Raw genomic sequence first — 26,033 nt, forward strand, 5'->3', positions numbered from 1 at the left:
CGCATCGATATGCAGTAACCAACACCATCTTATCTACCCTGGCGGGGTGCTCTCCGTCAGGGGTGCACTCCGTCATTCTTGGAGTGCATCATGATTCTGTATCACGCTGGCCCCCAGTGGGTTCATGTTTTCGAAGCCTTGGTCAATCGCGCGGTTCTGGCGAAGGCCTTGCACGAGCAGCACGGCTTCACGCAGTGCATGCTTTACGAACCATTTGGCGCCGGCAGAGGCGCTGTGATCGCTAAACGGGGTCACATGGTCGTCATGGCACTCGGTGCGGAGAACGGCACCGAATGGTATGCCGTCGCTCCGTCTAAGGAGTTGCAAGACCTGATCTGGTCGTTCTCAAAGGGCTTTGCGGGCCAGTGGAGCGCGCTCGAACTCAAGGTCATTACCGGGTATGACGATTGGAAGTCCTTGCTGGCAATGGCTGGGCACCAGTTCTCTGAAGTCGTCGGCGTTGTTCAACGGACAATCGACGGGCCCACGCACGCAGATCCCGCGGAGCCCGCCCTGGATCCCTTCTATGGCAATGCTCTGGAGGTACCAGCCGACTACCTTTATTCCCTCTCGGGTGAGGAGATCGCTGAATGCGTCCACTGAAACTGACCCTCACCGGCTTTCATGGAATCCGTGATGGCATGCATCGGGACACGGTCACGGTTGACCTCGCCGGACTTCCCCCAGGACTGATTGCGATTGTCGGCCCCAACGGCGCGGGCAAGACCACGCTTATGGACAACCTGCATCCGTACCCGCTTATGCCAAGCCATGCGAGCAAGATGTCGGCGGACGGCTTCTCGTACTGGGACCATCTCTGTGCTCCCCGTGCTGAGAAGGACCTGGAATGGGAATACGGTGGCAAGATTTACCGGTCCGCCTTCGCATTTCGCAACCCCGGCAAAAGCCGCAAGGCCGAGTACTACCTGTTCGAGAGGGATGCCGCTGGCGAGTGGGCTCCTGTCCAACTCGCCGACGGGACCCTCTCTGACGGAAAGGCGGACACCTACGGCCGATGCCTGGAAGCGGTGCTTGGATCTCCCGAAGCGTTTTTTACAAGCGTTTTCTCCGCGCAGAACCGGCGCCCGTTGGCGAGCTACCAGCCTTCCGAGATCAAGAAGCTGCTGGCGGAGCTGCTCGGCATTGAGTTCCTACGGGAACTGGCAGGCAAGGCATCCGAGGTGGCAAAGGCGCTGACCCGTTCGCTTGAAGGCGTGCAACGTGAAGTGTCGACGCTGACCGCCAAGCGCACCAACGCTTCCGCGTTGGCGCGCCAGATCGAAGAGATCGAGTTGGCATTGTCCACGGCCAGGGCACTTCGGGCCGACCACCTTACTTCCATTGGAAAGCTCGAGCAGGAACGCGCCACGCTGGCCGCAAAGCAGGCCGCCGCGGCCGGGACTGAAGCCCGTCTGCGGGAGCTGGCTCAACGCAGACGAGAGGTGACTACGCGCCGTGAGCAATTGGTCGCGGATGAGCACAGCGCCTCGGCACGTCACTGTGCGCGCCGGCGAGAGGCCGACGATGCGGTAGCCGTCCACGGCGCGACCCTCGCACAGGGGGACGCGATCAGGGAGGCTGACAGTCGTCGTGATGCGGTACAACTGGCCTTGAGTGGAAAGCAGGCGCAGGTGCTTGCGATGCAGCAGGAACTAACAGAGATCGAGGCTGTGGTTGCCCGTCATGCGGCGCTGACTATTGAGCTTCGCGGAATGGAGCAGCGTGGCTCAGTCGCAGCGAAGCTTGCCAAGACTTTGAAAGCGCAGACCGACGTCATGGACACCGTTCCATGCCAAGGCCATCCATTGCACAACCAGTGCCCCTTGCTGGCTCAAGCCCGTGAGGCGAGTGGCAGGTACGCGACGCAAATCGTGGAGGTCACTCAGCTGCGGACGGCGTACCGCGCGAAGCATGACGAGGCCAAAACCATGGAGCCTGCTGTGCAGCGGCTATCGGACGCCCGGTCCGCCGTCGCATCATTGCGAAGCCAAATCGCAGCAGACAATCAGGAGTTGCATCGCCTGACTGGACTTGCAGCGAAGCGACCTTTGCTAACTGCAGCCGCCGCGGGGCTGGAAAAGGCACGGTCAACTCTAGCCGCTCTCGAACAGGAAGAGACAGAGAGAAGGGACCGCCTCAACCGGAGCCTTCTTGAGGTCGAGGGGCAGCTCACTGCGGTCCAACGGGAACTGGACGGCCTGTCGATCACCGACGTTACTGCGCTGATCGCTGACCTGGAGCGCCGCATCGTTTCCGAGAAGGAAGCGATCGGTAGTGCAGACGGATGCATCGAAGCTGCCATACGCCACCAAAGTTCTCTCGGCTCTGAGCTGGAGCGGCTGAAGGCGGATCTTGCCGGCCTCGCTTCGCTGGAATGCAGGGCACAAGCGATTTCTGACGAGATTGCGCGATGGAAGTTGTTGGCGAAGGGATTGGGGAACGATGGCGTGATCGCGCTATCGATCGACGATGCCGGGCCTGCCATTACGTCTATCGTGAACGACCTGCTCCTGGCCTGCTATGGACCGCGATTTACGATCGCGATCCAGACGCAGACGAAGCTGGCCAGCGGCGAGGCTCGGGAGAGCTTCTCGATTGAGGTGCTGGATGCGGATAACGATAGCTCAAAGGAGTTTGCGGTTATCAGCGGTGGCCAGAAGGTCTGGATCAACGAATGTCTGACGCGAGGAATCGCCCTCTACCGGGGTCGCGATGCGCGGCAGCCGTTCAGGACCCTGTTCACTGATGAAGCGGACGGGCCCCTGGATCCGGAGCGCAAGCGCGCGTTCATGAGGATGAAGCGTGAGGTGCTCCGCCTAGGCGGGTACGAGCGGGAATTCTTCATTTCCCAAACACCGGATCTGGTCGACGAGGCCGATGCGGTGATCGACGTCACCAAGCTCGCTGTCGCGGCTTAGATCGGCTGGGCTGTCTCGCTTCCGCAGAATCGGCGTCTCTTTCAATCCAGTGCCCGCGCTCTCTGAGCCGGGCACTTCTTCTTTTGGTCGCTCGTACTTTCGTTGACGGCCTGGCCATCCCAACGCTGATCAACAGTAATCCCCTTTCAACCCATCGGGTCGGCCCCGATGGGTCGGCTCGTTCTTTTTTGTAACCGGCTGGCACTTTCTTAGTGACATCAGCTGCGCCTAGCAGGCTCCGCCTTGGCATCCGCGGATGTGAGAATCGCGGATCGTGGAGCCACTACTTCGCGGGCGCAATCGGCCACCCCCACAAGCAGATTGACGATCGATATTTCTGCCGCGTAACATCGTGCAATCCGGATCACCTAAAGAGTATGGCCGCAAAGCCGAGAGACCAGTGGGGCGACGCCCTGCTGCATCAAAAAATCGTTCAGCATATGTACGGGGTTCTGTTCCATCTTACAGACCCGGCGCAGGCGCTCTCCATTCATGAGCATGGCCTTTTGTCTAACCGAGAAGCCAGCGCGCGGGGAATCTACCCCGGCAGTCCAGGTGGTAATGCGCTGTCCCGAGCGCTGGACATTGAGCGCGGCGTAGATGACGACGTCTTCCTTTCATTCCATCGGAGCGTTGTTATGCCGAAAGATAACCGTCGGCGCCGGTGGCTCCTCCTCCGTATCGACCCTGACGTGATCTATGAACCCGGCGTGCGTGTGTCTCTGGGACGATCGACTCGATCGGAAATCTATCCAGTCATGCGTGCATATCACAAGATGGATTGGGAGATCGCCTATAGTTCCGACCAAACCAAGAGCGAATATCCCGGGAAAGGCCGTTGGATTGAGTTCTTGAACTACGAAGTCCTTGTGCCCAAGTGTGTACCGCGGCGCTTCATCATCGGGGCCGACGAGATCGACCCCTAGAGAACCGGCGGGGTAGGGTCCGCATCTGCCGGACCGAAAGCACGCTCCATATGCTTGGACCGCGGAACTAGCAAGGCGACAGGCCACCTTTCACAACACTGCGGCCTTCACTATGGTTGCGCTGAGGCGATCGCAGGTCCGGCTGCTGACCAGTCCTAGCGTACGGCTGACTTCGTCACGGCTCCGTCCCGCTAGTAAGTGGCGTCGGCCATACGTGTTCCGCAAGGTGCGTGGACTCGGCTCAGCGCCTGCGTAGCCAAGCCCCTTCAACGCTGCCGAAACGATCCGGCCAAGGCTCATGTCGGTAACTGGTCGACCGTCGGGTGTGAGCGTGAAGAGAAGGTCGCCCGCGACAGGAATCTTCTGGCGCCGCGCGATCCACTCTTGTAGAAGCGGCACCGCAAAACCGTCGATATGGACGGTCCGTACGTCCCTCGCGCCGCGTGCAGGGACAACGAGATAGGGTGGAGCGGCAGCGGGCTGCAGGTTTTGCATCCGCGCGCCTCGCAACTCAGCAGCGGTGATCCCGGTCGCCAGCAAGACTCCAACGATGGCCCTATTCCGCAGACCAGCAAGGTTGTCAGGCGGAGAAGCGACATACGCCTGCAAACGCGCGTCCTCTGCCTCATTGAGAAATTGCGGCATCGGGTCGTGTTCGGGCCAGCTCTCGGAGCAAAGTAGGGCGGAAGCGGGGTTGTCGTGGCGAACCCCCGAAAACACCAGGTGGCGGCATAGTCGATCGAGGAGCTTTACGTAGCGCATTCGCGTCTGCTGCGAGTACGACCTCGCGTCCCCTGACTGCCAGAACGAAGCGATATCGGCGCTTCCGAAGGATGCGACGCTTTGCCCGTTGGCGACCAGGTGCTTGAGAAAGTTCTCGAACATCGCCCGGTGTTGCACCACGGATCGTGGAGAGAAGGGGCGACGATCGGAGCCGGCTGCTTCGCGGGCTTGCCAATCCTGGTAAGCGAGCGAGGGATTGCTGAGCCAAAAGGTGCGAGAAGTCATGGCTGCTGTTATATACTGAAGTTGCCCCACCACAAACACCTGCCGCCTCCTTCGAGGCGGTAGAGCCTCCAAAAGAAGGGGCCTCCAGGCCTGCCCTTGGACAGCATGTGCTTAGGGGGAATGGACTGTGGTGCAAGGTCCGTGACAGCAACCCACCGCGGGCTGGGCTTCACATGTCCGCGGGCAACGCGGTCGACTTCGACTTCGGCAGTTGGCCCAGCCGGCCCCAAGAAGAGTGATAGCACCCGAGCCCTCTCAGCGGATACCGCCGGCGCAGCCCTATAGCGCAGGTCGACAACGGCGCCGGCCTCAAGCCATCCATACCTTCGGAAGGTCGTCATTCCGTTCCCATGCTGCCCAATACAATCGGAAAACGTGGGTGCGACGCTTCTGAGGAACTCCCCAAGCTGCGAGCGCTGCATGCCGATGCCACTGGTTGCCTCGTTGATGCAGATCCTTGCCGAATACCTTCGAGCGATTGCTGCTCGCATGACGCGGCGATATTCCTTCCCGCCGGCCAGCAGCACCCGGCGGACGTCGGTGGGCCAGGGGGTGTTCTGAACGAGCTCGTCTAGGCCCGCCAGAAATTGGTCAGCGCGCGCGGGGGACATCCGCTCCTCGTACGGCTTGAGAAGGGCCGCGGGATCCAGAAAACCGTGGCGTGCGGATAGGATGAGCACCGCCGGTTCCCCGCCGGCGCGGACGTGCGCGCGATACGACTGGAACATGACGCCCTGGTACAAATCCATCGCTGGGGCTGGTCGGTCGAGCTTTCTGCCGGAGCACGCAAGCAGCAGTAGGGCGGCCGGATCCGTGTAGGGATGCTGATCCGAGTGCCGCGGTGCGGCAGATGGCGAAGTAGGGACCATGATGCAGTTGTTGCGTTGAGACCGCTTCAACCCTACCGGCTCTCGCCTGTAGTCAAGGCACGCGAACGGGTCGCGCCACAATCTGCCGCGATTTACACTCGCTTCCTCGGCACCACTAATTTTGCGACGCTTCGATGGCTGTTCTTTTACTACAACGGTCCCTTGTGCAAGGGAACATATTGGGCGGTTGGGCGCCCGGGCATAAGTTAGGATTTTTGGCTTTCGCACCCGCACTCACCGATGAGCACTCCGGGATGCGTTCATTGGAGTAACAGTATGGCTCTGTCCACCGGGCAATTATTCGAAGGTATCGTGATGCGCCTATCGGAAAAGCAGGGCGGTGGTGCCTGGGCGGGGTGGAGGCCGGGCCTGGCGCGGCCTGCGACCGGGCAGGGCAGCGCCTAGATGCGCCGGATAGCAACCCGGCGTTCCGTCCGGCGAGGGGCCGTTACCGGCCAGGAGCAGACTGATGCAATCAGTCTGCTTACGGGTCGGATGATCACACCGGCAGTCCTCCGGTGCTGTGCACTCCACGTTTTCACCAGATTCTGCGAAAAGGGAGATCAATGAAATCGGCGAAGAAAAAATCAAATGCGAGCGCGCCTTGGTTGATGAAGCACTCGGCGCTGTCCTATGCCAATCAATGGTTCACGACAGACCGCAAGTTCATGAAGGAGCTGAGAAAAAACGGCGCCAACGGAATTGATCATCTCGTTCTGGGAGAACTCGCGGCGAAGTACATGGTGGCCCGCGGATTCAAGACCGAAAAGGACAATCCGCGCTCGAGCGGTCAACGATGGGTGACGGCGGCAGCGCACTTAGCGGCCGCCGCTCAAAGCGAGGAGCAAGCTGAGGTCAAGGTACACACTCTCGCGATTGAACTCGGCAAGGTCGCGCCGGTAAAGAGCATTACTGGAACCAATCTGCTGTCGGCAGCCACGAAGTTCTTATGGTTTGCTGGCGAGCACGAGGTGCGAATACTGGACAAGCGAGCAGTTGATGCACTCGGCTGCCTCAGAGGTTCTCGAGGAAAATTGGGTGTCGACTACGAGCAGTATGCGGCAGTCTGGAAAGATCAGTTCAACGCGCACAAGGGAGTTCTGGCGGAAGCGCTTGTCGACCTGCCTCGCCAGCTCGCGTGGACTTGCATCCCGTCCGGTGTGCATGCCGAGGCAAAGGCGGTTTTCAAAGAAGTTTGGTTCGCTGACCGCATTTTCGACAAGTACCTCTGGACACTCGGAGTCGGCGCAGATGGCGGGGCTACGTCGTTTGTCTAGGCTGACGCGCAACGACTGAACGTGTGCGCCGCGGCACGGGATTCGAGACCCGGCGGCAACTGCTGGTGTCCTGGGCGGCCCAACCGTCCATTGACAAGCGATGCCGGCCGGCCCCTCAGCCTGGTACCGCCGCAGCAGTCGCAACGTCTGCCGCGTCGACAGTTGTAGCCGAGCCGCCGCAATCCCGGTCTTGAGCATGCCGTCTGCCAAGGCCTGCAGCACCTTCAGTCGATCGCTCTGCCGCATGGTGAGCGTAATTCGGTCTAGGTTCATGGCGGCTCCCGTGGGGATGGCAGCCGCTCAGGGTACGCTAGCTCAGTCGGACATTTGAAATTGGCTAAAACCGGACATTACAATTAGCTCCAACAGCTCCGTGACCGATAATATAAATTATGTCAAAAAATCGTTCCCAGATTGTTCGAGTCTCTCAAAGGGAGACGGGTATCAAGAAGTATCGGACTGCCACAGCAGTCGAGGCGGAGGTAGAACGCGAGCGGCGCACCGCCGAAATGATGGTAGGACTGCGCCCGCGGTCCATTGCCAAGGTCCGGAAAAACCGCGCAGAGGAGCCTAAAGGTGAGCCGAGCAAGGGCTTCGTCTCTTCCATATACGGCCGTACCAAGTACTAATTCCAACTGGAAGAAAGAAGACTATTCCGCCCATGCTCTCTCTCGACCATCCGGAGGTCTGCCAAACGGCCTTGCAGCACCCGCTGGGTATTCATAGCATTCGTATCCATGGCGAAGGTGTACCACGGCTCTTACTGAAACTTCCAGTCAGCTACCTACTGCCGATCAAGCTCGGCCACGGTTTTCGCATCTATGTCGTTCCCGTGGATGTGGCGGACGTAGCCTCTTACGGGCTGATGTGTGCCTTCGATGACGACGACGATGAGCCGTTGGTCTGCTGGAGGATGCTTGATGACCATCCCGACACCCACGATCTCCTGCACGCGCTTACCCGTCGTGAGGTTTTCGTCCATCTTTTCGACGAGCAGAATCGGGAGCTAGCCGGCTACCGCGCGATCACCGACGTTCCACTGGAGGCGAAGGCCCGACTAGATCACCTTAAGTTTCCTAGAATCGACCACGCCGGCTATCACGCCGCTACTGAAGAGGCAAAGGCCTGGTTCGGTCGTCGGAACCCCACGGATGATGCAGGGGCAATGCGAGTAAAATTTGTCTCGCCTCTCTTCCCTGATGACCAGCTCATCGAAGATGATCGCGATCACCTGTATCGTTTCCATGGCGCCAAGGGGCGAGGCTTCACGACGCTTGAACGAGTGGAAGCCGGCTTGCCCCAAGAGCTCGACATTATCCTATTGCTTCAGCGCGTCTTCCGGCCCGACCAGATTTTTCATGCGCCCCTGCGCCACTACGACAATGAGGAGATCGCCGACGTGGTCGTCCTGACGGACGACGTGTGCCTGGTGATCCAGGCGAAGGACTCGCCCAACACCTCACAGACTCTGCAGCGGTCTATCGAGCGAAAGCGGACTACGACTAGAAAACAGCTTCGATCGGCGATCAACCAAGTTGTCGGAGCGCTTAGCTACATCAAACGCACGCGTCCCTTGCGAATGAGGGTGGACGGGGAAGAGGTCGTGGTCGATCTGGGGCAGCGGAACATATTGGCCCTTGTGGTCGTGCGCGAGCTCTTCTTGGACGACTACGATGCATATAGTGCCTTACTCTTCAATGCGCTCGGCCGCGGAGAGCATCCCTGTCTGGCGTTGGAGTATGAAGAACTGCACTCTTACACTACGTTCTGTCCTTCACCAGCGCAATTTCTTAGCGCCTATTTCCAGGTATTCGATTCTGCGATGGAGCATGGCGAGTTTCCCCGCTTGCGATTCGGCCTGAACGATGTGGAAGCCCTCCTGCAAGCACAGGAGAAGACGTCTGGCACGGAGTGAACGGGCGGCTCGGGCTCTTGTCTTCGCCGGCGTCCTCGATCGGAGCATTGTTAGTGGTGACGCCTTCTGGTGATCACATGTCCAGAGATGTAGCAAGACGATGTGAACTTCGAGCTCCTCCCTGCTGCTTCTTACGGGTCGCTGCCCCAAGGCAGTTTCCTACCCACTAACGCCTGTCGGACACAAGCCGATACCTGCGTTTGGGTTTTCCGCAGTACAAGACCAGGATACTCATAGGAGGTCACTATGGCGGCAAATATTCATGTCGTCCCCGCTGACGGCAATGGCTGGGCGGTAGAGACGGAAGGCGCCGGTAGGTCCAATGTCCACTACCAATCTCAGGAGGACGCTATCAAGGCCGCCACCGAAAGGGCGAAAGAGGCAAAGGTCGAGCTGTTCATCCACGGCCGCGATGGCCAGATCCGGGAGCGCAACAGCTTCGGCCACGACCCCCGGAACGTGAAGGGATAAGGGTTACTTGTAGCTACGCCGTCGAGTTCACCGATGGCCCGGCAGAAGAAAGCCAGTTCGGCTCCCTTGGCGAAGTATGACGCCAAACGCGATTTCGCAAGGACGCCGGAGCCCGCCGGGCGTCGGGCGCGGCGCAGCGGGGCCAGCCCTGAGCTGTCGTTTGTCGTTCAGAAGCACTGGGCCCGACGCCTGCACTATGACTTCCGGCTCGAGCTGGATGGCGTGCTCAAGAGTTGGGCCGTGCCCAAAGGGCCCAGCTACGACCCCTCGGAGAAGCGAATCGCCGTCCACGTCGAGGACCATCCCCTCGATTATGCATCCTTCGAGGGGGATATACCGGAGGGCAACTATGGCGCTGGATCCGTCATTGTTTGGGACCGCGGCACGTGGACCCCTATCGGTGACCCTCACGACGGCTTGGTCGCCGGCAAACTCCTGTTTGACCTCCGCGGCGAGAAGCTGCTTGGCCGATGGGAACTGGTGAGAATAGCCAAACCTGGGGACCGAAGTGAGCAGTGGATCTTGTTCAAGAAGCGAGACGCATTCTCCCGGCCGCTCGCTGAGTTCGATGTACTGACCGCTCTGCCTGACAGCGTCGGCCCTGCCTCGACCGCTAGCGAAGGCTCCTCCGGGCAGGACGCCCACGGTGACCGAACCTCCATCGAACAAGCGCCCCGCACTCCTTTGCCTGTGAAGCTAGCACCACAACTAGCGACGCTTTCGGCTACCGTGCCGGTCGGAACAGATTGGCTCATCGAGACCAAATACGATGGATACCGGTTGCTGGCGCGCATTGAGCGCGATGACGTGCGGCTGTTCACCCGGAACAGCCACGACTGGACCAGCAAGTTCGGACCACTGGTTGCCGACTTGCGTGACTTGGACCTGCAGGAAGGCTGGCTCGACGGTGAGATCGTAGTCCTTCGCAATGACCTGCCAGACTTCAATGCGCTGCAGAACGCGATTTCGGGGAAGGGCAACGATGAGATCGTCTACTTCCTTTTCGACGTGCCGTACTGGAATGGGCACGACCTGCGTGCCCTCCCCTTGTCCGAGCGGAAGAACCTGCTCTCCCAGATACTCGAGGAGGCACCCGCACGGCTGCGCTTCAGTGAGGCCATCGATGCACCAGGTCCACAGCTCTTCAAAGCTGCTTGCGACCTCGGCCTTGAGGGTCTGATGTTCAAACGCGCTGACGCGCCCTACGTGTCGGCTCGGACCGGCACTTGGCTCAAGACAAAGTGCAAGCTGCGTCAGGAGTTTGTGATCGGCGGGTTTTCTGAGCGCGCGCCGGGGCATGAGATCGGGCGGTTGTACCTCGGCGTCTATGACGGCGAACGGCTGGTCTACACCGGCGGTGTAGGAACTGGATGGGACAGCGCTACCGCTGTCCAGCTACGCCGACTGCTAGGCAAGCATGAGATAGACGCGATGCCGTTCGACGTCTATGCCAAGGCTAGACGTTGGGGAGGTAGCGCCGGCCCGGCTCGGTGGGTCAAGCCATCCCTGGTCGCTGAAGTGGAGTTCTCAGAATGGACGCCGGAGGGGCACGTTCGACACGCGTCCTTCAAAGGCTTGCGCGCTGACCGTCCAGTGAGAAGCGTCCAGAGAGAAACAGCGCAGACTTCCGTGAGCCCGAAAGGCGTAGCAAGCGTGAGGGTAACTAATCCTGACCGAGTCATCGACGACACCGCAGGAATCACGAAGCTCGAGCTGGTGCGTTACTACGAAAGCATTGCAGAGCGAATGCTGCCGCATCTGCAAGATCGGCCCTTGTCGCTCGTCCGTGCACCAGAGGGGATCGGCAAGCCGACTTTCTTCCAGAAGCACGCGGAAACTCCCATCCCCGGCCTGTCGGAATTGCCGGCAAGGCTTTGGCCGGGGCACGCCGCCTTGCTCGTTGCAAACTCCGCGGAGGCCATCGTCACCGCCGCTCAAATGAACGTAGTGGAGTTCCACACGTGGAATTCTGTGGCGAAGCGGATAACCACACCGGACCGCTTCATACTGGACCTTGATCCGGGCGAAGGCGTGACGTGGCAGGCGATGAAAGAAGCAGCGCTGCTGGTGAAAGCGCTGCTGGACGAGCTAGGGTTGAAGTCGTGGCTGAAGACCAGTGGAGGCAAAGGCTTGCATGTGGTCGTGCCGCTGACTGGCCGGCAGGACTATCAAGCCGTGAAGGACTTCTCGAGAGCCGTAGTGCTCCATATCGCTGGGGTGATCCCTCAAAGATTTACTGCCAAGCCTGGGCCAGCGAATCGGAAGGGCAAGATCTTCGTCGACTACCTTCGGAATGGCCATGCGCAGACCACAGCGGCGGCTTTCTCGGCCCGCGCTCGGCCAGGGATGGGCGTGTCAATGCCTCTTGCGTGGGAAGAGCTGGCGGACCTGAAAGGTGCTTCAAACTGGACGATTCGCAACGCCAGGGAATACGTCAGCTTCCAACGCGCCGATCCATGGGCCGAGTATTGGGCGCAGTGCCAAACGTTGGCAAAGGCCATTCGACACTTCGCCTAGCGGACTTGCGATGTTTCCGCCCGCTGACATGGGCCGCTACTCGCCAGTAAAAATCTCACCGCGCTCCTATGGCCTCGTCGCTCATGCAGGAGTCGCTTACCAAGTCCAGCCCTTCGCCTTCATGCAGGCCAATAGAGTTTCGTCGCGCCGCATGGCTAGGTCGAACCCCGAAACCATCGCGCTGCGGTAGCTGTTGTCGAACCCGCCTGCATGCATTGTTGCCTCGTAGCTGCAAGCGTGCTGGTCGGCTTGGAAGCCCGCCTCGGTGGCGCCTAGCTTGGTGAACTTAGTGGTGCAGCCAACCAGCGCGAACGCGGCAACGGCGAGGGAGATTTGGCGTTCATTTCGCGGTTCTCACGAAAAGCATCTAGCCAGAGACACGTCGATATCGGACGGCGTGTAATGTGGGCGCCACATTAGCACACGTATCAGCGGGTCGGCACGCGGGCTTGGTTGTCCTTTCACGAAGCGTGATTGAAACCGGGTCTCTACGGCATGCGGTTTAAGGGAAGTGCATACTGTATAGATATACAGTACACTGATCGAAAGACCGCACCATGTCCTGCCCCGCCCCTGAAACCATCCATCCGTCACTTTGGCGCGCCTCTCAACTGGCGCGAGGGACGGGGCGCGCGTTGGTTGCAGGCGACGAAGCACTCAGTCAAGAGCTCCCCGGCGGCGGCTGGCCACTCGGTACGCTAGTCGAATTGCTCGTCCAGCAGCCCGGTGTCGGCGAACTGCGGCTGCTGCGCCCTTCCCTGCTGGCGCTCGGCAAGCGACCCATCGCGCTATTGGCGCCGCCCCATATTCCTCAGACGCTGGCTTGGGACAACTGGGGCATTTCGCCCGAGCGGTTGCTATGGCTCCAGCCAAAGCGCATTGCGGATCTACTGTGGGCCGCCGAGCAGCTGCTGCGCGCCGGCACCTGTGGCGCCGTGCTGTGTTGGCAGCAACATGTCCGCGGGGAGTCGCTCCGGAGACTGCATCTCGCCGCGCAAGCGAGCGAGTCGCTCTTCTGCCTGGTCCGGCCGCTTGCCTGCGCACGCGATAGCTCACCCGCGCCCTTGCGCATCGCCATTGCGCCGGCACCGGGCGGTGTCGATCTGACCTTCATCAAGCGGCGAGGACCGCAACGGGAGTCACCGCTACGCCTTGCACTCTCGCCTTCGCCGATTTTGCTTTCCCGTCATGCAGCACCTTTGGATTTGCCTACGCCTGCCGTCGCTGTCCCTCGAAGTGTTCCGGCCGAACTGGTCAGTTGAGCTGCCATCAGCCGTGCTGGAGCGAGAAAAGGTGCTGCAGGCATCGGCCAGCGCTCGCGTGGCCGGAGTGCGACAAGGCATGCGGCGCGGCGGCGTGCAGACCATCGCCCCCACTACCCTGCTCTTTGACCGCGCCCCCGCCAAAGAAGCGGAGGCGTTGAACCGCGTCGCGATCGCGCTGCTGCAGTACTCCCCGAACGTCGTTCCCGCGACGGAGGCCTCGGTGCTAGTCGACGTCTCGGCCAGCCTGCGATTGTTTGGCGGCGTTCGCCAACTGCGCCGACGCATGCGTCGGACCGTAGAGGGGATGGGGTTCTCCTGTGCCATCGGTTGCGCGCCTACTGCTCAGGCGTCCTGGCTGCTGGCGACCGGCGGCGGCACGGCGCTCACGCCGGCGTCGTTCGTACGGCAACTGGAGTGCCTGCCTACCAGCTGCCTGCCGGCGACGCGCGCGCACCAGGAGTATTTCGACGGCCTAGGATGCCGAACCCTCGCGCAGATCCGGCGCCTGCCTCGTGCAGGGCTGCAGCGCCGATGCGGCGAAGCCATCAACGATGCCTTGGATCGCGCCCTCGGAGAGGCCCCTGAGATTTTCGATTGGCTGCAGGCGCCGCCCTCCTTTTCTGTTCGGGCCGAGCTGACCGACCGGATCGAGCACGCCGACGCGACGTTGGCCTACGCCAATGGCCTGATCGAACAGCTGATTGGATGGCTGACGGCCCATCAGCTGGCGCTGACCCGCTTCGTCGTCGCCCTCGAACATGAGCGGGGCAAAGAGGCGGTTCCCCCCACTGAGGTCGATATCGCGTTGGCGGAGCCGGCCTGGCACGACGACCACCTGCTCAGGCTGCTGCGCGAGCGACTCGTCCGGCTGGAGATAGCAGCGCCGATCGTTGCCGTCCGGCTATCCGTGACCGATGTCCAGCCGATGGCACCGCCCAGCGAATCCCTCTTTCCCGAACCCGGCGGTAAGCCGGAAGATCACGCACGGGTGATGGAGCTGCTGGTCGCACGCCTTGGCGCCGACAACGTCCTGATTCCGGCGACCCGCGCCGATTACCGGCCGGAGCACGCGAACGCCTGGGTGCCGCTTACCGAAGCGGCCGCGCCGGCGCCGCCACCGCCCGGCCTGCCTCGACCGGCGTGGTTGCTGGCCAAACCAGTGGCGCTGCTCACGCGAGACGACCGCCCCTTCTACGGTAGCCCGCTGCGCATCGTGTCGCCGCCCGAGCGCATCGAGGCCGGCTGGTGGGACGGCCAGCTGCTGACGCGCGACTACTTTGTTGCCGAAGGTCAGGACCACAGCCACTACTGGATCTACCAGGAGCGGCTTGGCAGCCGGGATGGCGACGCGGTGCGGTGGTACCTGCACGGCCTGTTTGGCTAGCCACCATGACGCACCCGCCTACCACTGGCCAGATTGCGGGCCTGCCGGGCTATGCCGAACTGCAGTGCCGCTCCAATTTCAGCTTCCTCGAGGGCGCCTCACGCGCGGAGGAACTGGTCGAGCGCGCCGCAGCCCTCGGCTATCACGCGCTGGCAGTGACCGATGAATGCTCCCTCGCGGGCATCGTGCGCGCTCACACGGAAGCGAAGGCGCACGGGCTCAAATTGCTGGTGGGCGCATCGTTCACGCTCGTGAATGCCGATGGCCGCCCTGCCCTATCGTTCGTTGCCTTGGCTCGCAACCGCGAAGGCTATGGCAACCTGTGCGAGTTCATTACGCTCGGCCGGACACGTGTGACCAAGGGCAGCTACTGGCTCACCCTGCGGGACCTGGAGGCGCCAGAAGGCGAGTTCGCCCACCTGAAGGGCCTTCCCGACTGCCTGATCGTCTTCACCCCCGAGTACGGCATGCCAGCGGAGAGGCTGCACGATCAGGCCGCTTGGATCGCGCGCACCTTTGCCGGTCGTGCGTGGATGGGCCTGACCCTATTGCACCGGCCATTGGACGACCTGCACCGGGCCGCGGTCTACGAAGCGGCCGCCGCGAATCACCTTCGTCTCGTGGCCGCGGGCGACGTCGTCATGCATGTTCGCTCTCGCAAGCCGCTGCAGGATGTTCTAAGCGCAATTCGAATTGGCAAGGCGGTGGGCGAGTGCGGCTATGCGCTGATGCCAAACGCGGAACGGCATCTGCGCTCACGCCTGCGCCTGGCCGATCTCTACCCTCGCCGGCTGCTGAACGAGTCCGTCCACATCGCCAACCTGTGCCAGTTCTCGCTCGATGAGCTGCGCTACGAGTATCCGGACGAGGTGATCCCCGACGGCATCACGCCCACGGACTACCTGCGGCGTGAGACCTACATTGGCGCGCACCGTCGCTTCCCGCAAGGCATTCCTCACGGCGTGCAGGAACAGATCGAGCACGAGCTGGCGTTGATCCGCGATATGGCGTACGAGCCCTACTTCCTGACCGTCTACGATATCGTCCGTTTCGCCCGCTCCAACGGCATCCTATGCCAGGGCCGCGGCTCCGCGGCAAACTCGGCCGTTTGCTATTGTCTGGGCGTGACCGAGGTGGACCCGGCTCGCGGCAACTTGCTGTTCGAGCGCTTCATTTCGAAGGAGCGCGGCGAGCCTCCCGATATCGACGTCGACTTTGAGCATCAGCGACGCGAAGAGGTCATCCAGTACCTGTACCAGAAGTACGGCCGTGACCGCGCCGCCCTGGCGGCCGCGGTATCGACCTACCGGCCACGGGGTGCCTTGCGCGAATCCGGCAAGGCGCTTGGGGTGGATCCAGCCATTGTCGACCTGGTCGCCAAGTCGCATCAGTGGTTTGACAGTCAGGCCGATCTGCTACGGCGTTTTGCCGAGAGCGGTGTGGACATGGAAAGCGAGCTGACACAGCGCTGGGCGGCGATGGCGGCGCAGCTGCTCGGTTTCCCGCGCCACCTGTCGCAGCACTCCGGCGGCTTCGTGCTGGCGCGCGGCAAACTGTCGCGACTGGTGCCGATCGAGAACGCCGCCATGCCGGATCGCAGCGTCATTCAATGGGATAAGGACGATCTGGATGCCGTCGGCCTGCTCAAGGTCGACGTGCTCGCGCTCGGCATGTTGTCCGCGATCCGTCGCGCACTGGATCTCGTTGCGGCACAGCGAGGCGAGGTATTCGAACTGCAGGACATTCCGGCCGAAGATCCCGCGACCTACGACATGCTGTGCCGTGCGGACTCGATGGGAGTATTCCAGGTCGAGTCGAGGGCCCAGATGTCGATGCTGCCTCGGCTCAAGCCACGCACCTTCTATGACCTGGTCATCGAGGTGGCGATCGTGCGGCCTGGTCCTGTGCAGGGGGGCATGGTCCACCCGTACCTGCGCCGGCGCCAAGGCAAAGAGGCGGTGACCTATCCCAGCCCGGCGATGGAGAAGGCGCTGTCACGCACGCTGGGCGTGCCGATCTTTCAGGAGCAGGTGATGCAAGTGGCCATGCTGGCCGCAGGCTTCTCCGCCGGCGAGGCTGACCAGCTGCGCCGGGCCATGGCCGCGTGGAAGCGCAAGGGGGGACTGGGCGTCTACCACGAGCGCATCGTGTCCGGCATGCTCGAACGTGGCTACGACCGCGAGTTCGCCGAGGGCATCTTCCAACAGATCCAGGGGTTCGGGGAGTATGGCTTCCCAGAGAGCCACTCTGCGAGCTTCGCACTGCTGGTCTATGCAAGCGCTTGGCTCAAGTGCCACGAGCCGGCCGCATTCCTCTGCGCGCTCCTCAATAGCCAGCCAATGGGGTTCTACACGCCGTCCCAGCTGATTCAGGACGCGCAGCGTCACGCCGTCGCCGTGTTGCCAGCCGACGTGACGATAAGCGGGTGGGATTCGGTCCTCGAGGGCGGGCCGCCTGCGGCGGTACGACTGGGCTTGTCCCTGCTCCGCGGCATGCGCGAGGAGGTCGCGCGCAGAATCGCGGAGGCACGCGCGGTACAGCCATTTAGCTCGGTCGCCGACATGGCACGGCGGGCCTCATTGGACCGCCATGACCTTCAGGTGCTGGCGGCCGCCAATGCGCTGGAAGGGCTGGCCGGCGATCGACGCCAGGCGCTGTGGCAGGCGAGCATAGCGGTACCCGATAAAGACCTGCTGCGTCCAACGACAATCGTGGAGGACTCCCCCGCCCTCACCGAACCCACAGAGGCCGAAGGCATCGTCGCTGACTACCGGACCATGGGGCTTACCTTGCGCCGGCACCCGTTGGCCCTGCTGCGCGAGCACTTGACGGCCCGGCGGTTTGAGTCGGCGGCGACCCTCTCCACCTATGCAGATCGGAAGCTTGCCAGAGGGGCGGGGCTTGTCACCGTACGCCAGCGTCCCGGTACCGCAAACGGCGTCATGTTCATGACGCTGGAGGACGAGACTGGCACGGTGAACGTGATCGTCTGGCCCGGTGTACTGGAGAAGTTTCGCAAGGAATTTCTGGGGGCATCGCTGATCGGCATCTACGGGCAATGGCAGGCCGATGGGGATGTGAAGCACCTTGTGGCGCAGCGAGCTGTAGATCTGTCGATGCTGCTCGGCGAGTTGGATACCCGTAGCCGGAATTTCTGTTAGGCGCGCCGGAACACGATACAAAGCGAAGCTCAACACCGCAAGGCACAGTTTTTTGGGCCGGGCTAAGAAAAAGGCCGCCCCTCTGGCGGCTTCCGTTCCTGATGAAGGGGCTATGGCCTCGTGTCGGCAACGGGGCGGCTCGAGAACCGCCGTCCGAAGGGCGCCAGTCCAAGGCTCCACCGATAGTCGATCACGCGGATGTCCATATCGACGTCGACGTCAGTAGCGTCTCGCGCGTCGTACGCGACATAAGGCTCAAACTCAACGAGCCAGCAGTCGTCATGAAATCCGGTTTCCGCAAGGCGTCGGATCTCTGTCTTCCAGTCCTCTGTTAGCGGGCTGCTTTCGGCTGGCGGCATCTGGCGCTCGTCATACCAGACCGTAAGTGTCGCTTTGCGCTCGCCCATCGCGAAGATGGGCGCCATAAGTCCGCCCATCAATAGCTGTTCAGCGACAAATGATGCGACTATCGTGATCGCTGTCCCATACAATTGCGAAATGTTGGACGTAAGGACGTGGAGCAGGAAGATATTCGCTCGGGGGCGCCACGCACCGGAAGACCGAGTGGTGTGGCCTACCCAGAGGAGCCGGCTCATCGTACAGGCAGGAAAAAAGGGAAGAATAATAGGGACGCTGCTGCGTCATAAAGCAACTCCGTTGGTCCGACAGGTTGATGTGGAATCACCACAGCACGCCAGCTTTCGGCGGGCGCACGTTTCAATCTCGGCGGGCACATGCCCCTCCGAGGAACGTCAATCTATCGTTGGCGTGCGCAACACGCAACAATATTCGACCAACGGACCGCCTTACCAGACCGGTAGGCTCCCTGCTTATTCAGAAATGAGAAACCGGTCCCGGTTCTTGCCGAGCCAAGCGGGAGCGCGGCCGCGGCCTGACCACGTTTTGCCCGTTCTCGGGTCCCGATATTTCGGCGGCAGCGGCGCCGTCTCCCCTCTGTACCGACCACGCCGTGGGGACAGATCATCCACAGTAAGGCCGTACGCGTCCATCTGGGCCCGGATCGTCTCAATAACGGCTGCGACTTCGGTCCGCCAGGCTTCCTCCAATTCGGCGTCCAGTCTTTCTTTCTCAGCTAGCAGTTCCCTGTAGGTAGCCATCCAAGTTCCTTTGTCTGTTCCAGTTGTCGTGCAGATATTCGCCCAACCGCTTCATGGCACCACATAATCGGACATGTTGGCGCGACGGTGAGGTTGCGGGTCAGCTAAGAGCTTTCGCCCTCGGCGTCTGCGGTCGTTAGAGCAACAGTACGCCTTGGCGGAAGAGGGGCCGGTTCTGCATCCATTGCCTCGGCAGGTGGTAGCTTTAGGAAACTACGTGCAAGCTCGGGCTGACGGCAGGTGAGCCAGTTGTCCCACTCTTCCGGCGGCAGGATGACGACGCCCCTCTTTTCCGCCCCCGGCTTGTGCATACGTCGCATAACGGCATGGTGCTCGGCATTGACGGTCAGCATCGTGAATGAGGTCGAGCCATCTGGCCAGCCTCGCCAGAGACCAGCGACGGCAAATGCAGGCGCGTTCTTCATCCAAATCCGATACCGAATGCTCTTCTTCGGGTCCGCCTCGTAATTCGGCTCAAAGATCGCTATCGCTGGTATTAAGCAAAGCTGTCCCGCGCGCCAAGCGCCTGAGAAGGTGCGGCGTTCCCCCACAGTCTCCGACCTAGCGTTGAAAGTGTCGAAACGCCCTTTGGGGTCCATGCCAAGATTGGCGACTAGCGCCTCCCGAAGCCCGCCCTCCCCTATTCGGACGATAGGCGCCCCGTAGTTTGGCCATGTCTCTGGCTTCCAATCCAGGTGATCCGGTGGCTCTACGCCGAAAACGTCTCGCAGCAGCTTTCGTTGTGTTGGCTGGTAGTTCGCGCACATCGAGGATCGCTCCTTCAGTGGGGCTACTCGCCCTTTGCTCAAACCTCAGCGCGGCTCGACGTCGAAGTTGGCGGCGGCATAGACAGCGTTGCAGCTCCACACTTCCCGACCGTCACGGTGAAACACGCACCATTTTCCGTCGCTGGTGCATTCCGCAGCCGGGTGAACCGCGGCGTGCCCATTCACTGCAGCGGCAATAGGCGTCGTTTCTCGCGTGCGGATCAAGTAGCGCCCTGGGGGCAGCGGTGCCGGCGCTGTCTTCAGTGCTCGTACCATTTAATGGTCCATCGCGGTTGGCATCAGTCTATCAGTCTCCTTCTTGCGCCTGCAGCGCAGCCAATCGACTTCGCATGTCTTCGGCCCGGGCCCGCAGCTCCGCTAGTTCCGGGTCGAGTAGCTTCTGCAAGGGGGTCGCTCCATCCGTCCCGCGGGAACCTAGATGACGCGCGACAAAATCGAAAGCCGCTTCAGTTTGTGCTAGACGCCGGCCATAGACCGGCTCATGATGAGCGATCCGATTGCGGGATTGGTAGATCGCTTCCAAATGAGCTGCAACTACGGGCCTGGAGATCGTCTTGTAAGGAAAGACCCGCTTTAACGCAGGCTTCCACAGTGCATGTTCGTAGTCAGACGACAGCAAACGCTTCCAGAAATACATAGTCAGTTGCGCGACAACTTGCCCCATCGGAACCTGGATGGCTCCCTGCCGAGCCCTAGACAGTTCTTCATGAGGAATGCCGGGGGGTGGCATCCCCTCGTGCTGCTCGAATGCCACCTTGTCAAGCGCCCGCTTCTGCTCTTGCGTGAGCTTTGCATAGGCTGCTTGTCGTGCGCTCCTCTCGGCACTTCTGATCTTCCAACGTTCCTCTGAGTCCCACGCGAAGGGTGCTGGCGGGTTGCGAAGCCAGTCTGCAGTACCAAAGTGCTCCGTCAACCTGTCGCATATCGCGTTGCGCAGGGCGATTTCGACGACCGCGGTAACGGTCATCAGGGCCGCGGCGAGACGCAGCATCTCCTGATGCAGGGCGATTGCGCCTCGGTTTGACCCTGCCATGCGCTCGAAAGTGCTCAAGCGCTCGCTGGAGAGCAACGCGGACACTGCAGCTAGTTCTTCGTCGTTTAGTTGTTCCATTGACTCGCGGACCAAAATTCCTTATATTAGGAAGCGAAAAGTCGGGATCAGTGTTGGCAGCCGCCTGAGAGGGTGGGCGGACCCCCGACTTCCTGCTTTGGGGGCGCTCTGCGGAGCGCCCTTTTCATTTCTTGCGCTGGTAAACCGCAATCGTGGCGCCAACCAGCGCCCAAGCCGACCGGCGCTACCCAGCCCGGAATGCCATGGCTGGGGCGCCGGACAGGCAAGTTCAGTTGTCGCCGGTCCATTGCCGCCCGAAGCGCCCCGCGCTATTGTGAGCGACGCAACTTCGACCATTTAACGAAATGCGCCTCAATCGCAACGAGTTCGGCAAGCAACTTGTCCCGTGGCTTGCACACTTTGTAGCCGCGGGTCAATGTCTCGCGAATCTCCCGGACGGTCGCGAGCTGCTGTGCCGGCTCTAGAATCGGCGATGCCGATCCGCCGTAGTACGCCGCGTGGAACTGATCTGCGCTCATTTCATCGCCCGGGTATTCCCGTTGAATCCAATCGTCCAGTAGCGACCGGATTTTTCCCAGACGGTGGGCCGCCGGCCACGCCAGACCGGAGACAGCGAGCGCGCGGAAAAGTGACCCTACTGCAAGGTGCAACTCCAAAGCCATCCGATGCGCGGGCCGCCATAGCGAAGGGGCCCCGCCTACCCTAGCCCCGTAGGGCAACGAACCGCCGCGCTCCACGCCAAAGGGGGCCGGCATCGGGCGTGCGCGACGGGACTTGCCACACGCCTTGCGTGCGGGACTCGCGAACTGGGTGAAATAGCCCTCCGACATCCAGCGCCAGTTGCTCGCATCGTCCGATACAGGCAAGCCCATCAACTCTGCCTCAATCGAGGCCATGTGTCGCTGGTCCGGGCCAAAAAGAAACGGAATCGCATTGTTCGGACTGTAAAGTCCATTCCATGACGGGCGCACCATGGTGAGGCCTTGCTGCGAGGCCCACTCCGCTCGTATTGCGAGCTCGGGTTTCATGTACGGTTCATCCATGAACACCCAGCCGGCGCTGCCATCCACGTCGTTTTTGACCCACAGCGATGCGTGGTCCCGGCCGGGCAACCCTTTCACTTTTCGCTCTATTAGCTGGTGTTGGCGCTGGGTCGTTGCGGGGGTCAACCCGGTGGCCGCCATGAACTGAAGGCTTCGCGCTGCATGGCGAAGTTCGGTCTTGGCGTCCTCGATGCTGTTGACGTCCAGTCGCCGCTCCAGATGATCCGCGGAGTCCATGCGGAAGGGGGCAAGATGTCTCGCATGATCGAGCTGATGCCGAGAAACGATTTGGTTGAGCGTTTTCGCCATTGAGATGGCGAGCGTTTCGCGGCCCGCTTTTCGGATTCCACCGCTTTCACCCACCCAATAGCAGGTCAGGTAGATCGTTGCTTCGGGTGCCGTCCTGGCGAGTACGGCCTGCGCATGCCGAATGTTCTCGTATCCCGCCTCGTGAGCGGCGAAATCGAGAGCTTGGTGATGGGGAACCGATCGGTCGCGCTTTATAACTCTAGCGCGGCGCTTGATGCCGTCGAGAGTGGACGGCGGGGTATAGAGGCTGGTCATGACGATTCTCCGGCCCTTGCTGAAGCGTTACCCGTCGACCGCCACGTGGGCCTAAGATTTGCCACGTCCAGAGAAAAATCATGTAGACAGTGCCGTTTCCAGCTTCGCAATGACGGGTAGCGTGCGCCTGCAGACGCAGGCGCCACTATACCACGCCAAGCCCTTCAGTGCATCTCGATCCACCCGACGTTTGGGTGGGCACATCACGACGCGAGCGCGACGTAGCGAACCGGAAGGTCCAGCTGCTCGTGGCTCGCCATTCCAGGTCCGGAGACACGGGACGAAGTCCAACTACCCGGCGGAGTCTGGCTTCGACCTGCTGTTCGCAAGCTTCTCCTCAAGTGCTCGGCCCAGTGGACCCGCGCATTGCACCAGGACGTCGACAATTCGGGTAACCTCCGCGCTCTCAATCACTGGGAGCGGGACATCACCGCCAAACACGGCTTTGTCCATCCACTCGCACGCCCGCCGTGCGACACCGCTATCGATCCAGAACCTCGCGTTCGCATCCCACGCACGCCACCATGCCGCTACCGCGCGATCCACAACGCTCAGTTGATCGGCATGCGGCCTTACGCTGACCAGTTCCAGCATTGCGACTGCGACAAACGAGGATGTCGCTGCTTCTTCAACCAGTCGGATCAGCAAGGGCAGAACGAGGGACGCGCGTGCGGCTTCGGGGGGTGAAACATAGCAACTAGGCCCTATTAGCAGATCGCGGTACCCCATGAACATTGCGGCTACCGCTGGGCCCAGGTGAAGCTCCATCCCCTCGGACGGCTGTGCCGTCAAGCGGCGCCACTGACGAGTCGTCGCCATCTGCTGGGCAAGCGATTCCCTGATCGAGATCGCGACAGTATCTGACACCGACCCTCCATCGCACCAGAGCTTGTCCATCGCATGCAGCACGATTGCCGTTGCGTCGAGAAACCGCTCGTCAGGCAGTTGGCCAAGCGGGTGCAGGACATACTCGTGGACGCCAGCCATCCCCGTTGGAACGCCGGCCAGCACCGCCACCGCGAAATAGGCATCGTTCCATTCGAATGCCAGTTCGCCCGGCTCCTCTTCGGACCCGCATCCGACGCCATTCGCGCCTGCCGTCCATGGCCAGCAGTGCCGCACCAGATCGCGAAGCGCGTCTGGATCGTCCGCATGCCAATAGTCCGCCGCAAGCTTTAGCCATTCAGCACCGGTGTTAGCATCCAGCGCGAACTCGCGGGGAGGCGGAATTGCACGGTCACGCTCGTGCCCGGCTTCTTTCAGCCGAATGTACTCAATCTTCTTGGCTGGGATAGGATCCGGCAGTGCCGGCCAGTCAGGCTCCGGACCGCCGCCAACCGTGAGCCACTCAAACTCGGCCGTGACCGCTTTTTGGAGCCGGGCATGGTCCGCCTGCTTGCGCTGCATTTCTAGCGCTTCTTGGCGTGCGGCGAAGTCAGCACGACTGATATAGCTGCCCTCATCGTGCTGACGCACAGCGTAGATCGCAGAGACGAAGCCAAGACGAATCAACGACCGTTGGAGCATCGGTGGCAATGAGAAGCCGCGCGACTTCTCCAGCCGCAGGACCGCGGCCATTCCAGTATCACGTCTGGCAGCGAGCTGCAGGAGTGTCTTCAGATCCGCCGGATCACCATTGTTCCCATACGCAGCGAGTAGGCCTACCGCGGCAATTGCCGCCGCGTTGTATGGCAACTGCTGTACGTGAGCGCGGTCGTCGGGCTTGCGATCCGCCGACTCCAAGAGCAACTCGTGCGCCCACTGGCCGCTCTGTGCTTTGCGCTCGTCGGTTCCATCGCGGAGAATTAGCGCGGCGACGATGAGCTTTGTGCGATCGGTCCAGTCCTGCTCGTCCTTGTCAGGCTCATCGTTGGATGTCACCGGATTGTCGGACGCCCAGCGGACCCCTTGGTCTAACAGCAATGCCGGACATGGCGGTTCGGTGAGGGCGCGCATCAATCTCGTACGAATAAGCGTGTCTTCAAGCTCCAGCTCTGACCGCTGCTGGTAAGCGGCCGATAGGGCCGCTTCCTGTGCGGGTGGCACGTATTCGACGAACTGTCCGCCATTCTCACCGATGCCTCCGAACTTGTAGTTGGAGCGATCAAGCCGATTCAGGGCGCTCATCGCGGCAAACCTCGGGTCAGCCAGCCCCCGACTTTCGCCATCCGGCTCGCCAAGCTTTTCAGACTCGGCACGCAGCGCTTGCTGCATCGCCACGCGAACCGTTTCTGGCCCATGCCAGCCGTACTCAACCAGCACATCGTCGAGCGCGTGCCGGCGCGACTGTCGACGCCGAAGGCTGTCCAGCTGGACGGTCCCAGCAGGCTCCTGCCGTACCCAATTTGTAAGGCCATCGCCAAGGTTCACGGTGTCCCGGGCGAACCGATCTTTGTCTATCGCCAGAAGTTGCGCCGATGCGGCCAACGGCCACAAGACTTCGCGTGACGTGGGCCAGTGGGACAGCAGAACATCCACTGCGACGAGCAGGTAGGCGGCCGGCGATCCCTCGGAACCCAGGACATCATCAATGACACTCTGCACGGACTCCCCGCGCTCGAGACGCAGGTGTGCCCACCCTTCTAATGCCATCAGCGCAGACGCAATGATGTTACTGTCACCTGCCGTCGAGCGCGACCACATGTAGGTCGCGCGCCAAGGAAACGACCGGGGCCCACTAGGAAAGGGAACTTCAATTCGGTTCTCACCCGGATCACCGTCCCCATATCGCCACCGCACGGCGTGGGCGACCACACCGCGCACTAGCCGTAGCCCCTCATTTTTGTTCGCCTCCAAAAGCGTCAGAAAGGGCGGGCGGGCCGGAGATGGCGGGAAAAACTCGTGATCCCATCTTGGAAATTCCTCCCCCCTATTGGATCGCCGGCCATCGCGTTCGTCCTCTTCTCCGGTCAGTGCTGACAGGAAGAGGTCGGCCAGCGCCTTCGGGGCGGCGTACGCTGCTGTGCCGACAAATGACAGCAGCTGGCGAAAAATGACGTGTCGATATGGATGCTCGAAGAGGCCGCGCAGGTAGGCCTCTGTGAGTGAGGGACAGAGCCGACACCACAACAGAAAGGCGTTTCGTAGCTCGTTCTCCTGTGCCGTCGTCATGGTCAACCCTTGCGCTTGCTGGGCGACCTTCCATGCTTGGAAGCCCGATGTCTTGGGATGGTTCTTTCCTTCCGCCTCCACCAGCCACGCATACAAGCGCGCGACGAGCCGCGGGGACAACCGATCTTGTCCGGCAAAAAAGGTGCTCCAGCGATGATAGAGGTCGACCATCTGTGGCACTGCAGCCGGCGGGAGACGGTCATCGGCAGTAAGCGACCATTCGATCAGGTTGAGCCAAGCGGGGCCGCGCGGTGCGACGAAGTCAGCGGGCAGCTTGCTAGTGTCAACACCAGCGGCCGACCACAATGGCGCCGCCGACTGAGAGTCCACCGTGATGGCGGTGCGAACTAGTTCGACAAGCAGGGTCGCGTCGTCCGCTGCGAGGACCGGCAAGCATCGATCTAATGCTTCCCGAGCCCGCTCTGAGCGGACCAAAGCGCCTAGTACAGCACGCCGCCATGAGCCGTGCCCGCCCGGCTGGCTTACGCGGTCCAACCATGCGAGCCATGCGTGCGCGTCGCTCTCGCGCTCGGCTGACAACGTTGCAGCAAGTTCGACACCGCGGACATAGTGCACCGGTGCCGGCCGTTCCAACGGCAAGGCCGACACGTGCTCCGGCGCTTCGT

18 protein-coding genes and 1 pseudogene are annotated in these 26,033 nt (G+C 61.5%); 10 read left to right on the forward strand and 9 right to left on the reverse strand.

Annotated elements, in window-relative coordinates; all coding sequences use genetic code 11:
- Positions 1–90 precede the first annotated feature (90 nt).
- The 3 genes from K6V06_RS16985 to K6V06_RS16995 all read left to right on the forward strand — a co-directional run bounded on the left by K6V06_RS16985 (position 91) and on the right by K6V06_RS16995 (position 3,844).
- Entirely contained in the window at positions 91–603 is a 513-nt protein-coding gene (locus K6V06_RS16985; protein ID WP_222245299.1) for a hypothetical protein, read from the forward strand.
- Entirely contained in the window at positions 591–2,918 is a 2,328-nt protein-coding gene (locus K6V06_RS16990) for an AAA family ATPase (protein WP_222245300.1), read from the forward strand. Before K6V06_RS16985 ends, K6V06_RS16990 begins: the two co-directional genes overlap by 13 nt.
- Before the next feature lie 377 nt (positions 2,919–3,295).
- Positions 3,296–3,844, forward strand: a complete 549-nt coding sequence (locus tag K6V06_RS16995) for a DarT ssDNA thymidine ADP-ribosyltransferase family protein (protein ID WP_222245301.1) — start codon at positions 3,296–3,298, stop codon at positions 3,842–3,844.
- A gap of 90 nt (positions 3,845–3,934) precedes the next feature.
- Here the strand turns inward: K6V06_RS16995 and K6V06_RS17000 are convergent, their stop codons facing one another.
- Both K6V06_RS17000 and K6V06_RS17005 read right to left on the reverse strand, forming a co-directional pair.
- Positions 3,935–4,852 (reverse strand): tyrosine-type recombinase/integrase, encoded by a 918-nt coding sequence (locus tag K6V06_RS17000; protein ID WP_222245302.1) that lies wholly within the window; start codon positions 4,850–4,852, stop codon positions 3,935–3,937.
- Positions 4,853–4,860: 8 nt separating this feature from the next.
- Positions 4,861–5,721, reverse strand: a complete 861-nt coding sequence (locus tag K6V06_RS17005; protein ID WP_370637491.1) for a DUF6884 domain-containing protein — start codon at positions 5,719–5,721, stop codon at positions 4,861–4,863.
- Between the two features lie 566 nt (positions 5,722–6,287).
- Here K6V06_RS17005 and K6V06_RS17010 point away from each other — a divergent pair.
- Positions 6,288–6,998 carry a hypothetical protein gene (locus K6V06_RS17010; RefSeq protein WP_222245304.1) on the forward strand — a complete coding sequence of 237 codons (711 nt, stop codon included), beginning with the start codon at positions 6,288–6,290 and terminating at the stop codon, positions 6,996–6,998.
- Positions 6,999–7,109: 111 nt separating this feature from the next.
- On the opposite strand, the pseudogene K6V06_RS20895 reads toward K6V06_RS17010, so the two are convergent.
- Positions 7,110–7,271, reverse strand: a pseudogene (locus tag K6V06_RS20895) (hypothetical protein); the annotation flags it as partial.
- A 388-nt stretch (positions 7,272–7,659) separates the two neighbouring features.
- Here K6V06_RS20895 and K6V06_RS17020 point away from each other — a divergent pair.
- The 6 genes from K6V06_RS17020 to K6V06_RS17045 all read left to right on the forward strand — a co-directional run bounded on the left by K6V06_RS17020 (position 7,660) and on the right by K6V06_RS17045 (position 17,711).
- The gene (locus K6V06_RS17020; RefSeq protein WP_222245305.1) at positions 7,660–8,913 is read left to right on the forward strand and encodes a hypothetical protein; all 1,254 of its coding nucleotides are present in this window, start codon (positions 7,660–7,662) and stop codon (positions 8,911–8,913) included.
- Between the two features lie 246 nt (positions 8,914–9,159).
- Positions 9,160–9,384 carry a DUF2188 domain-containing protein gene (locus K6V06_RS17025; RefSeq protein WP_222245306.1) on the forward strand — a complete coding sequence of 75 codons (225 nt, stop codon included), beginning with the start codon at positions 9,160–9,162 and terminating at the stop codon, positions 9,382–9,384.
- Between the two features lie 33 nt (positions 9,385–9,417).
- Complete coding sequence (gene ligD, locus K6V06_RS17030; RefSeq protein ID WP_222245307.1) at positions 9,418–11,901, forward strand: DNA ligase D; 2,484 nt, start codon at positions 9,418–9,420, stop codon at positions 11,899–11,901.
- A gap of 557 nt (positions 11,902–12,458) precedes the next feature.
- Positions 12,459–13,163 carry a translesion DNA synthesis-associated protein ImuA gene (gene imuA, locus K6V06_RS17035; protein WP_222245308.1) on the forward strand — a complete coding sequence of 235 codons (705 nt, stop codon included), beginning with the start codon at positions 12,459–12,461 and terminating at the stop codon, positions 13,161–13,163.
- Positions 13,090–14,550: a DNA polymerase Y family protein gene (locus tag K6V06_RS17040; RefSeq protein ID WP_222245309.1), complete on the forward strand. Its 1,461-nt coding sequence runs from the start codon at positions 13,090–13,092 to the stop codon at positions 14,548–14,550. The genes imuA and K6V06_RS17040 overlap by 74 nt, the downstream gene beginning before the upstream one ends.
- A 5-nt stretch (positions 14,551–14,555) precedes the next feature.
- On the forward strand, positions 14,556–17,711 hold the full coding sequence (locus tag K6V06_RS17045; protein WP_222245310.1) for an error-prone DNA polymerase: 3,156 nt from the start codon (positions 14,556–14,558) through the stop codon (positions 17,709–17,711).
- Between the two features lie 110 nt (positions 17,712–17,821).
- On the opposite strand, the gene K6V06_RS17050 is transcribed toward K6V06_RS17045, so the two are convergent.
- From K6V06_RS17050 to K6V06_RS17075, 6 genes are all read right to left on the reverse strand, one after another.
- Positions 17,822–18,136 carry a hypothetical protein gene (locus K6V06_RS17050; protein ID WP_222245311.1) on the reverse strand — a complete coding sequence of 105 codons (315 nt, stop codon included), beginning with the start codon at positions 18,134–18,136 and terminating at the stop codon, positions 17,822–17,824.
- Between the two features lie 405 nt (positions 18,137–18,541).
- The gene (locus K6V06_RS17055) at positions 18,542–18,829 is read right to left on the reverse strand and encodes an H-NS family nucleoid-associated regulatory protein (protein WP_222245312.1); all 288 of its coding nucleotides are present in this window, start codon (positions 18,827–18,829) and stop codon (positions 18,542–18,544) included.
- Between the two features lie 104 nt (positions 18,830–18,933).
- Positions 18,934–19,596, reverse strand: a complete 663-nt coding sequence (locus K6V06_RS17060) for an SOS response-associated peptidase (protein WP_222245313.1) — start codon at positions 19,594–19,596, stop codon at positions 18,934–18,936.
- Positions 19,597–19,903: 307 nt separating this feature from the next.
- Positions 19,904–20,728, reverse strand: coding sequence for a hypothetical protein (locus K6V06_RS17065; RefSeq protein WP_222245314.1), 825 nt, complete (start codon positions 20,726–20,728; stop codon positions 19,904–19,906).
- A 269-nt stretch (positions 20,729–20,997) separates the two neighbouring features.
- Positions 20,998–22,296 (reverse strand): DUF5623 domain-containing protein, encoded by a 1,299-nt coding sequence (locus tag K6V06_RS17070; protein ID WP_222245315.1) that lies wholly within the window; start codon positions 22,294–22,296, stop codon positions 20,998–21,000.
- A gap of 291 nt (positions 22,297–22,587) precedes the next feature.
- Positions 22,588–25,578, reverse strand: coding sequence for a hypothetical protein (locus tag K6V06_RS17075; RefSeq protein ID WP_222245316.1), 2,991 nt, complete (start codon positions 25,576–25,578; stop codon positions 22,588–22,590).
- Between the last annotated feature and the right edge of the window lie 455 nt (positions 25,579–26,033).

Source organism: Cupriavidus sp. AU9028, assembly GCF_019795295.1.
GTDB lineage: Bacteria > Pseudomonadota > Gammaproteobacteria > Burkholderiales > Burkholderiaceae > Cupriavidus.

Coding starts and splice junctions, on each gene's coding strand:
- K6V06_RS17040 (WP_222245309.1), top strand. CDS start 13,090: ATGCAGCACCTTTGGATTTGCCTACGCCTGCCGTCGCTGTCCCTCGAA.
- imuA (WP_222245308.1), top strand. CDS start 12,459: ATGTCCTGCCCCGCCCCTGAAACCATCCATCCGTCACTTTGGCGCGCC.
- K6V06_RS17005 (WP_370637491.1), bottom strand. CDS start 5,721: ATGGTCCCTACTTCGCCATCTGCCGCACCGCGGCACTCGGATCAGCAT.
- K6V06_RS17045 (WP_222245310.1), top strand. CDS start 14,556: ATGACGCACCCGCCTACCACTGGCCAGATTGCGGGCCTGCCGGGCTAT.
- K6V06_RS17065 (WP_222245314.1), bottom strand. CDS start 20,728: ATGGAACAACTAAACGACGAAGAACTAGCTGCAGTGTCCGCGTTGCTC.
- K6V06_RS16990 (WP_222245300.1), top strand. CDS start 591: ATGCGTCCACTGAAACTGACCCTCACCGGCTTTCATGGAATCCGTGAT.
- K6V06_RS17055 (WP_222245312.1), bottom strand. CDS start 18,829: ATGGCTACCTACAGGGAACTGCTAGCTGAGAAAGAAAGACTGGACGCC.
- K6V06_RS17010 (WP_222245304.1), top strand. CDS start 6,288: ATGAAATCGGCGAAGAAAAAATCAAATGCGAGCGCGCCTTGGTTGATG.
- K6V06_RS16985 (WP_222245299.1), top strand. CDS start 91: ATGATTCTGTATCACGCTGGCCCCCAGTGGGTTCATGTTTTCGAAGCC.
- K6V06_RS17000 (WP_222245302.1), bottom strand. CDS start 4,852: ATGACTTCTCGCACCTTTTGGCTCAGCAATCCCTCGCTCGCTTACCAG.
- K6V06_RS17060 (WP_222245313.1), bottom strand. CDS start 19,596: ATGTGCGCGAACTACCAGCCAACACAACGAAAGCTGCTGCGAGACGTT.
- K6V06_RS17025 (WP_222245306.1), top strand. CDS start 9,160: ATGGCGGCAAATATTCATGTCGTCCCCGCTGACGGCAATGGCTGGGCG.
- ligD (WP_222245307.1), top strand. CDS start 9,418: ATGGCCCGGCAGAAGAAAGCCAGTTCGGCTCCCTTGGCGAAGTATGAC.
- K6V06_RS17070 (WP_222245315.1), bottom strand. CDS start 22,296: ATGACCAGCCTCTATACCCCGCCGTCCACTCTCGACGGCATCAAGCGC.
- K6V06_RS16995 (WP_222245301.1), top strand. CDS start 3,296: ATGGCCGCAAAGCCGAGAGACCAGTGGGGCGACGCCCTGCTGCATCAA.
- K6V06_RS17020 (WP_222245305.1), top strand. CDS start 7,660: ATGCTCTCTCTCGACCATCCGGAGGTCTGCCAAACGGCCTTGCAGCAC.
- K6V06_RS17075 (WP_222245316.1), bottom strand. CDS start 25,578: ATGGTCGACCTCTATCATCGCTGGAGCACCTTTTTTGCCGGACAAGAT.
- K6V06_RS17050 (WP_222245311.1), bottom strand. CDS start 18,136: ATGGCGCCCATCTTCGCGATGGGCGAGCGCAAAGCGACACTTACGGTC.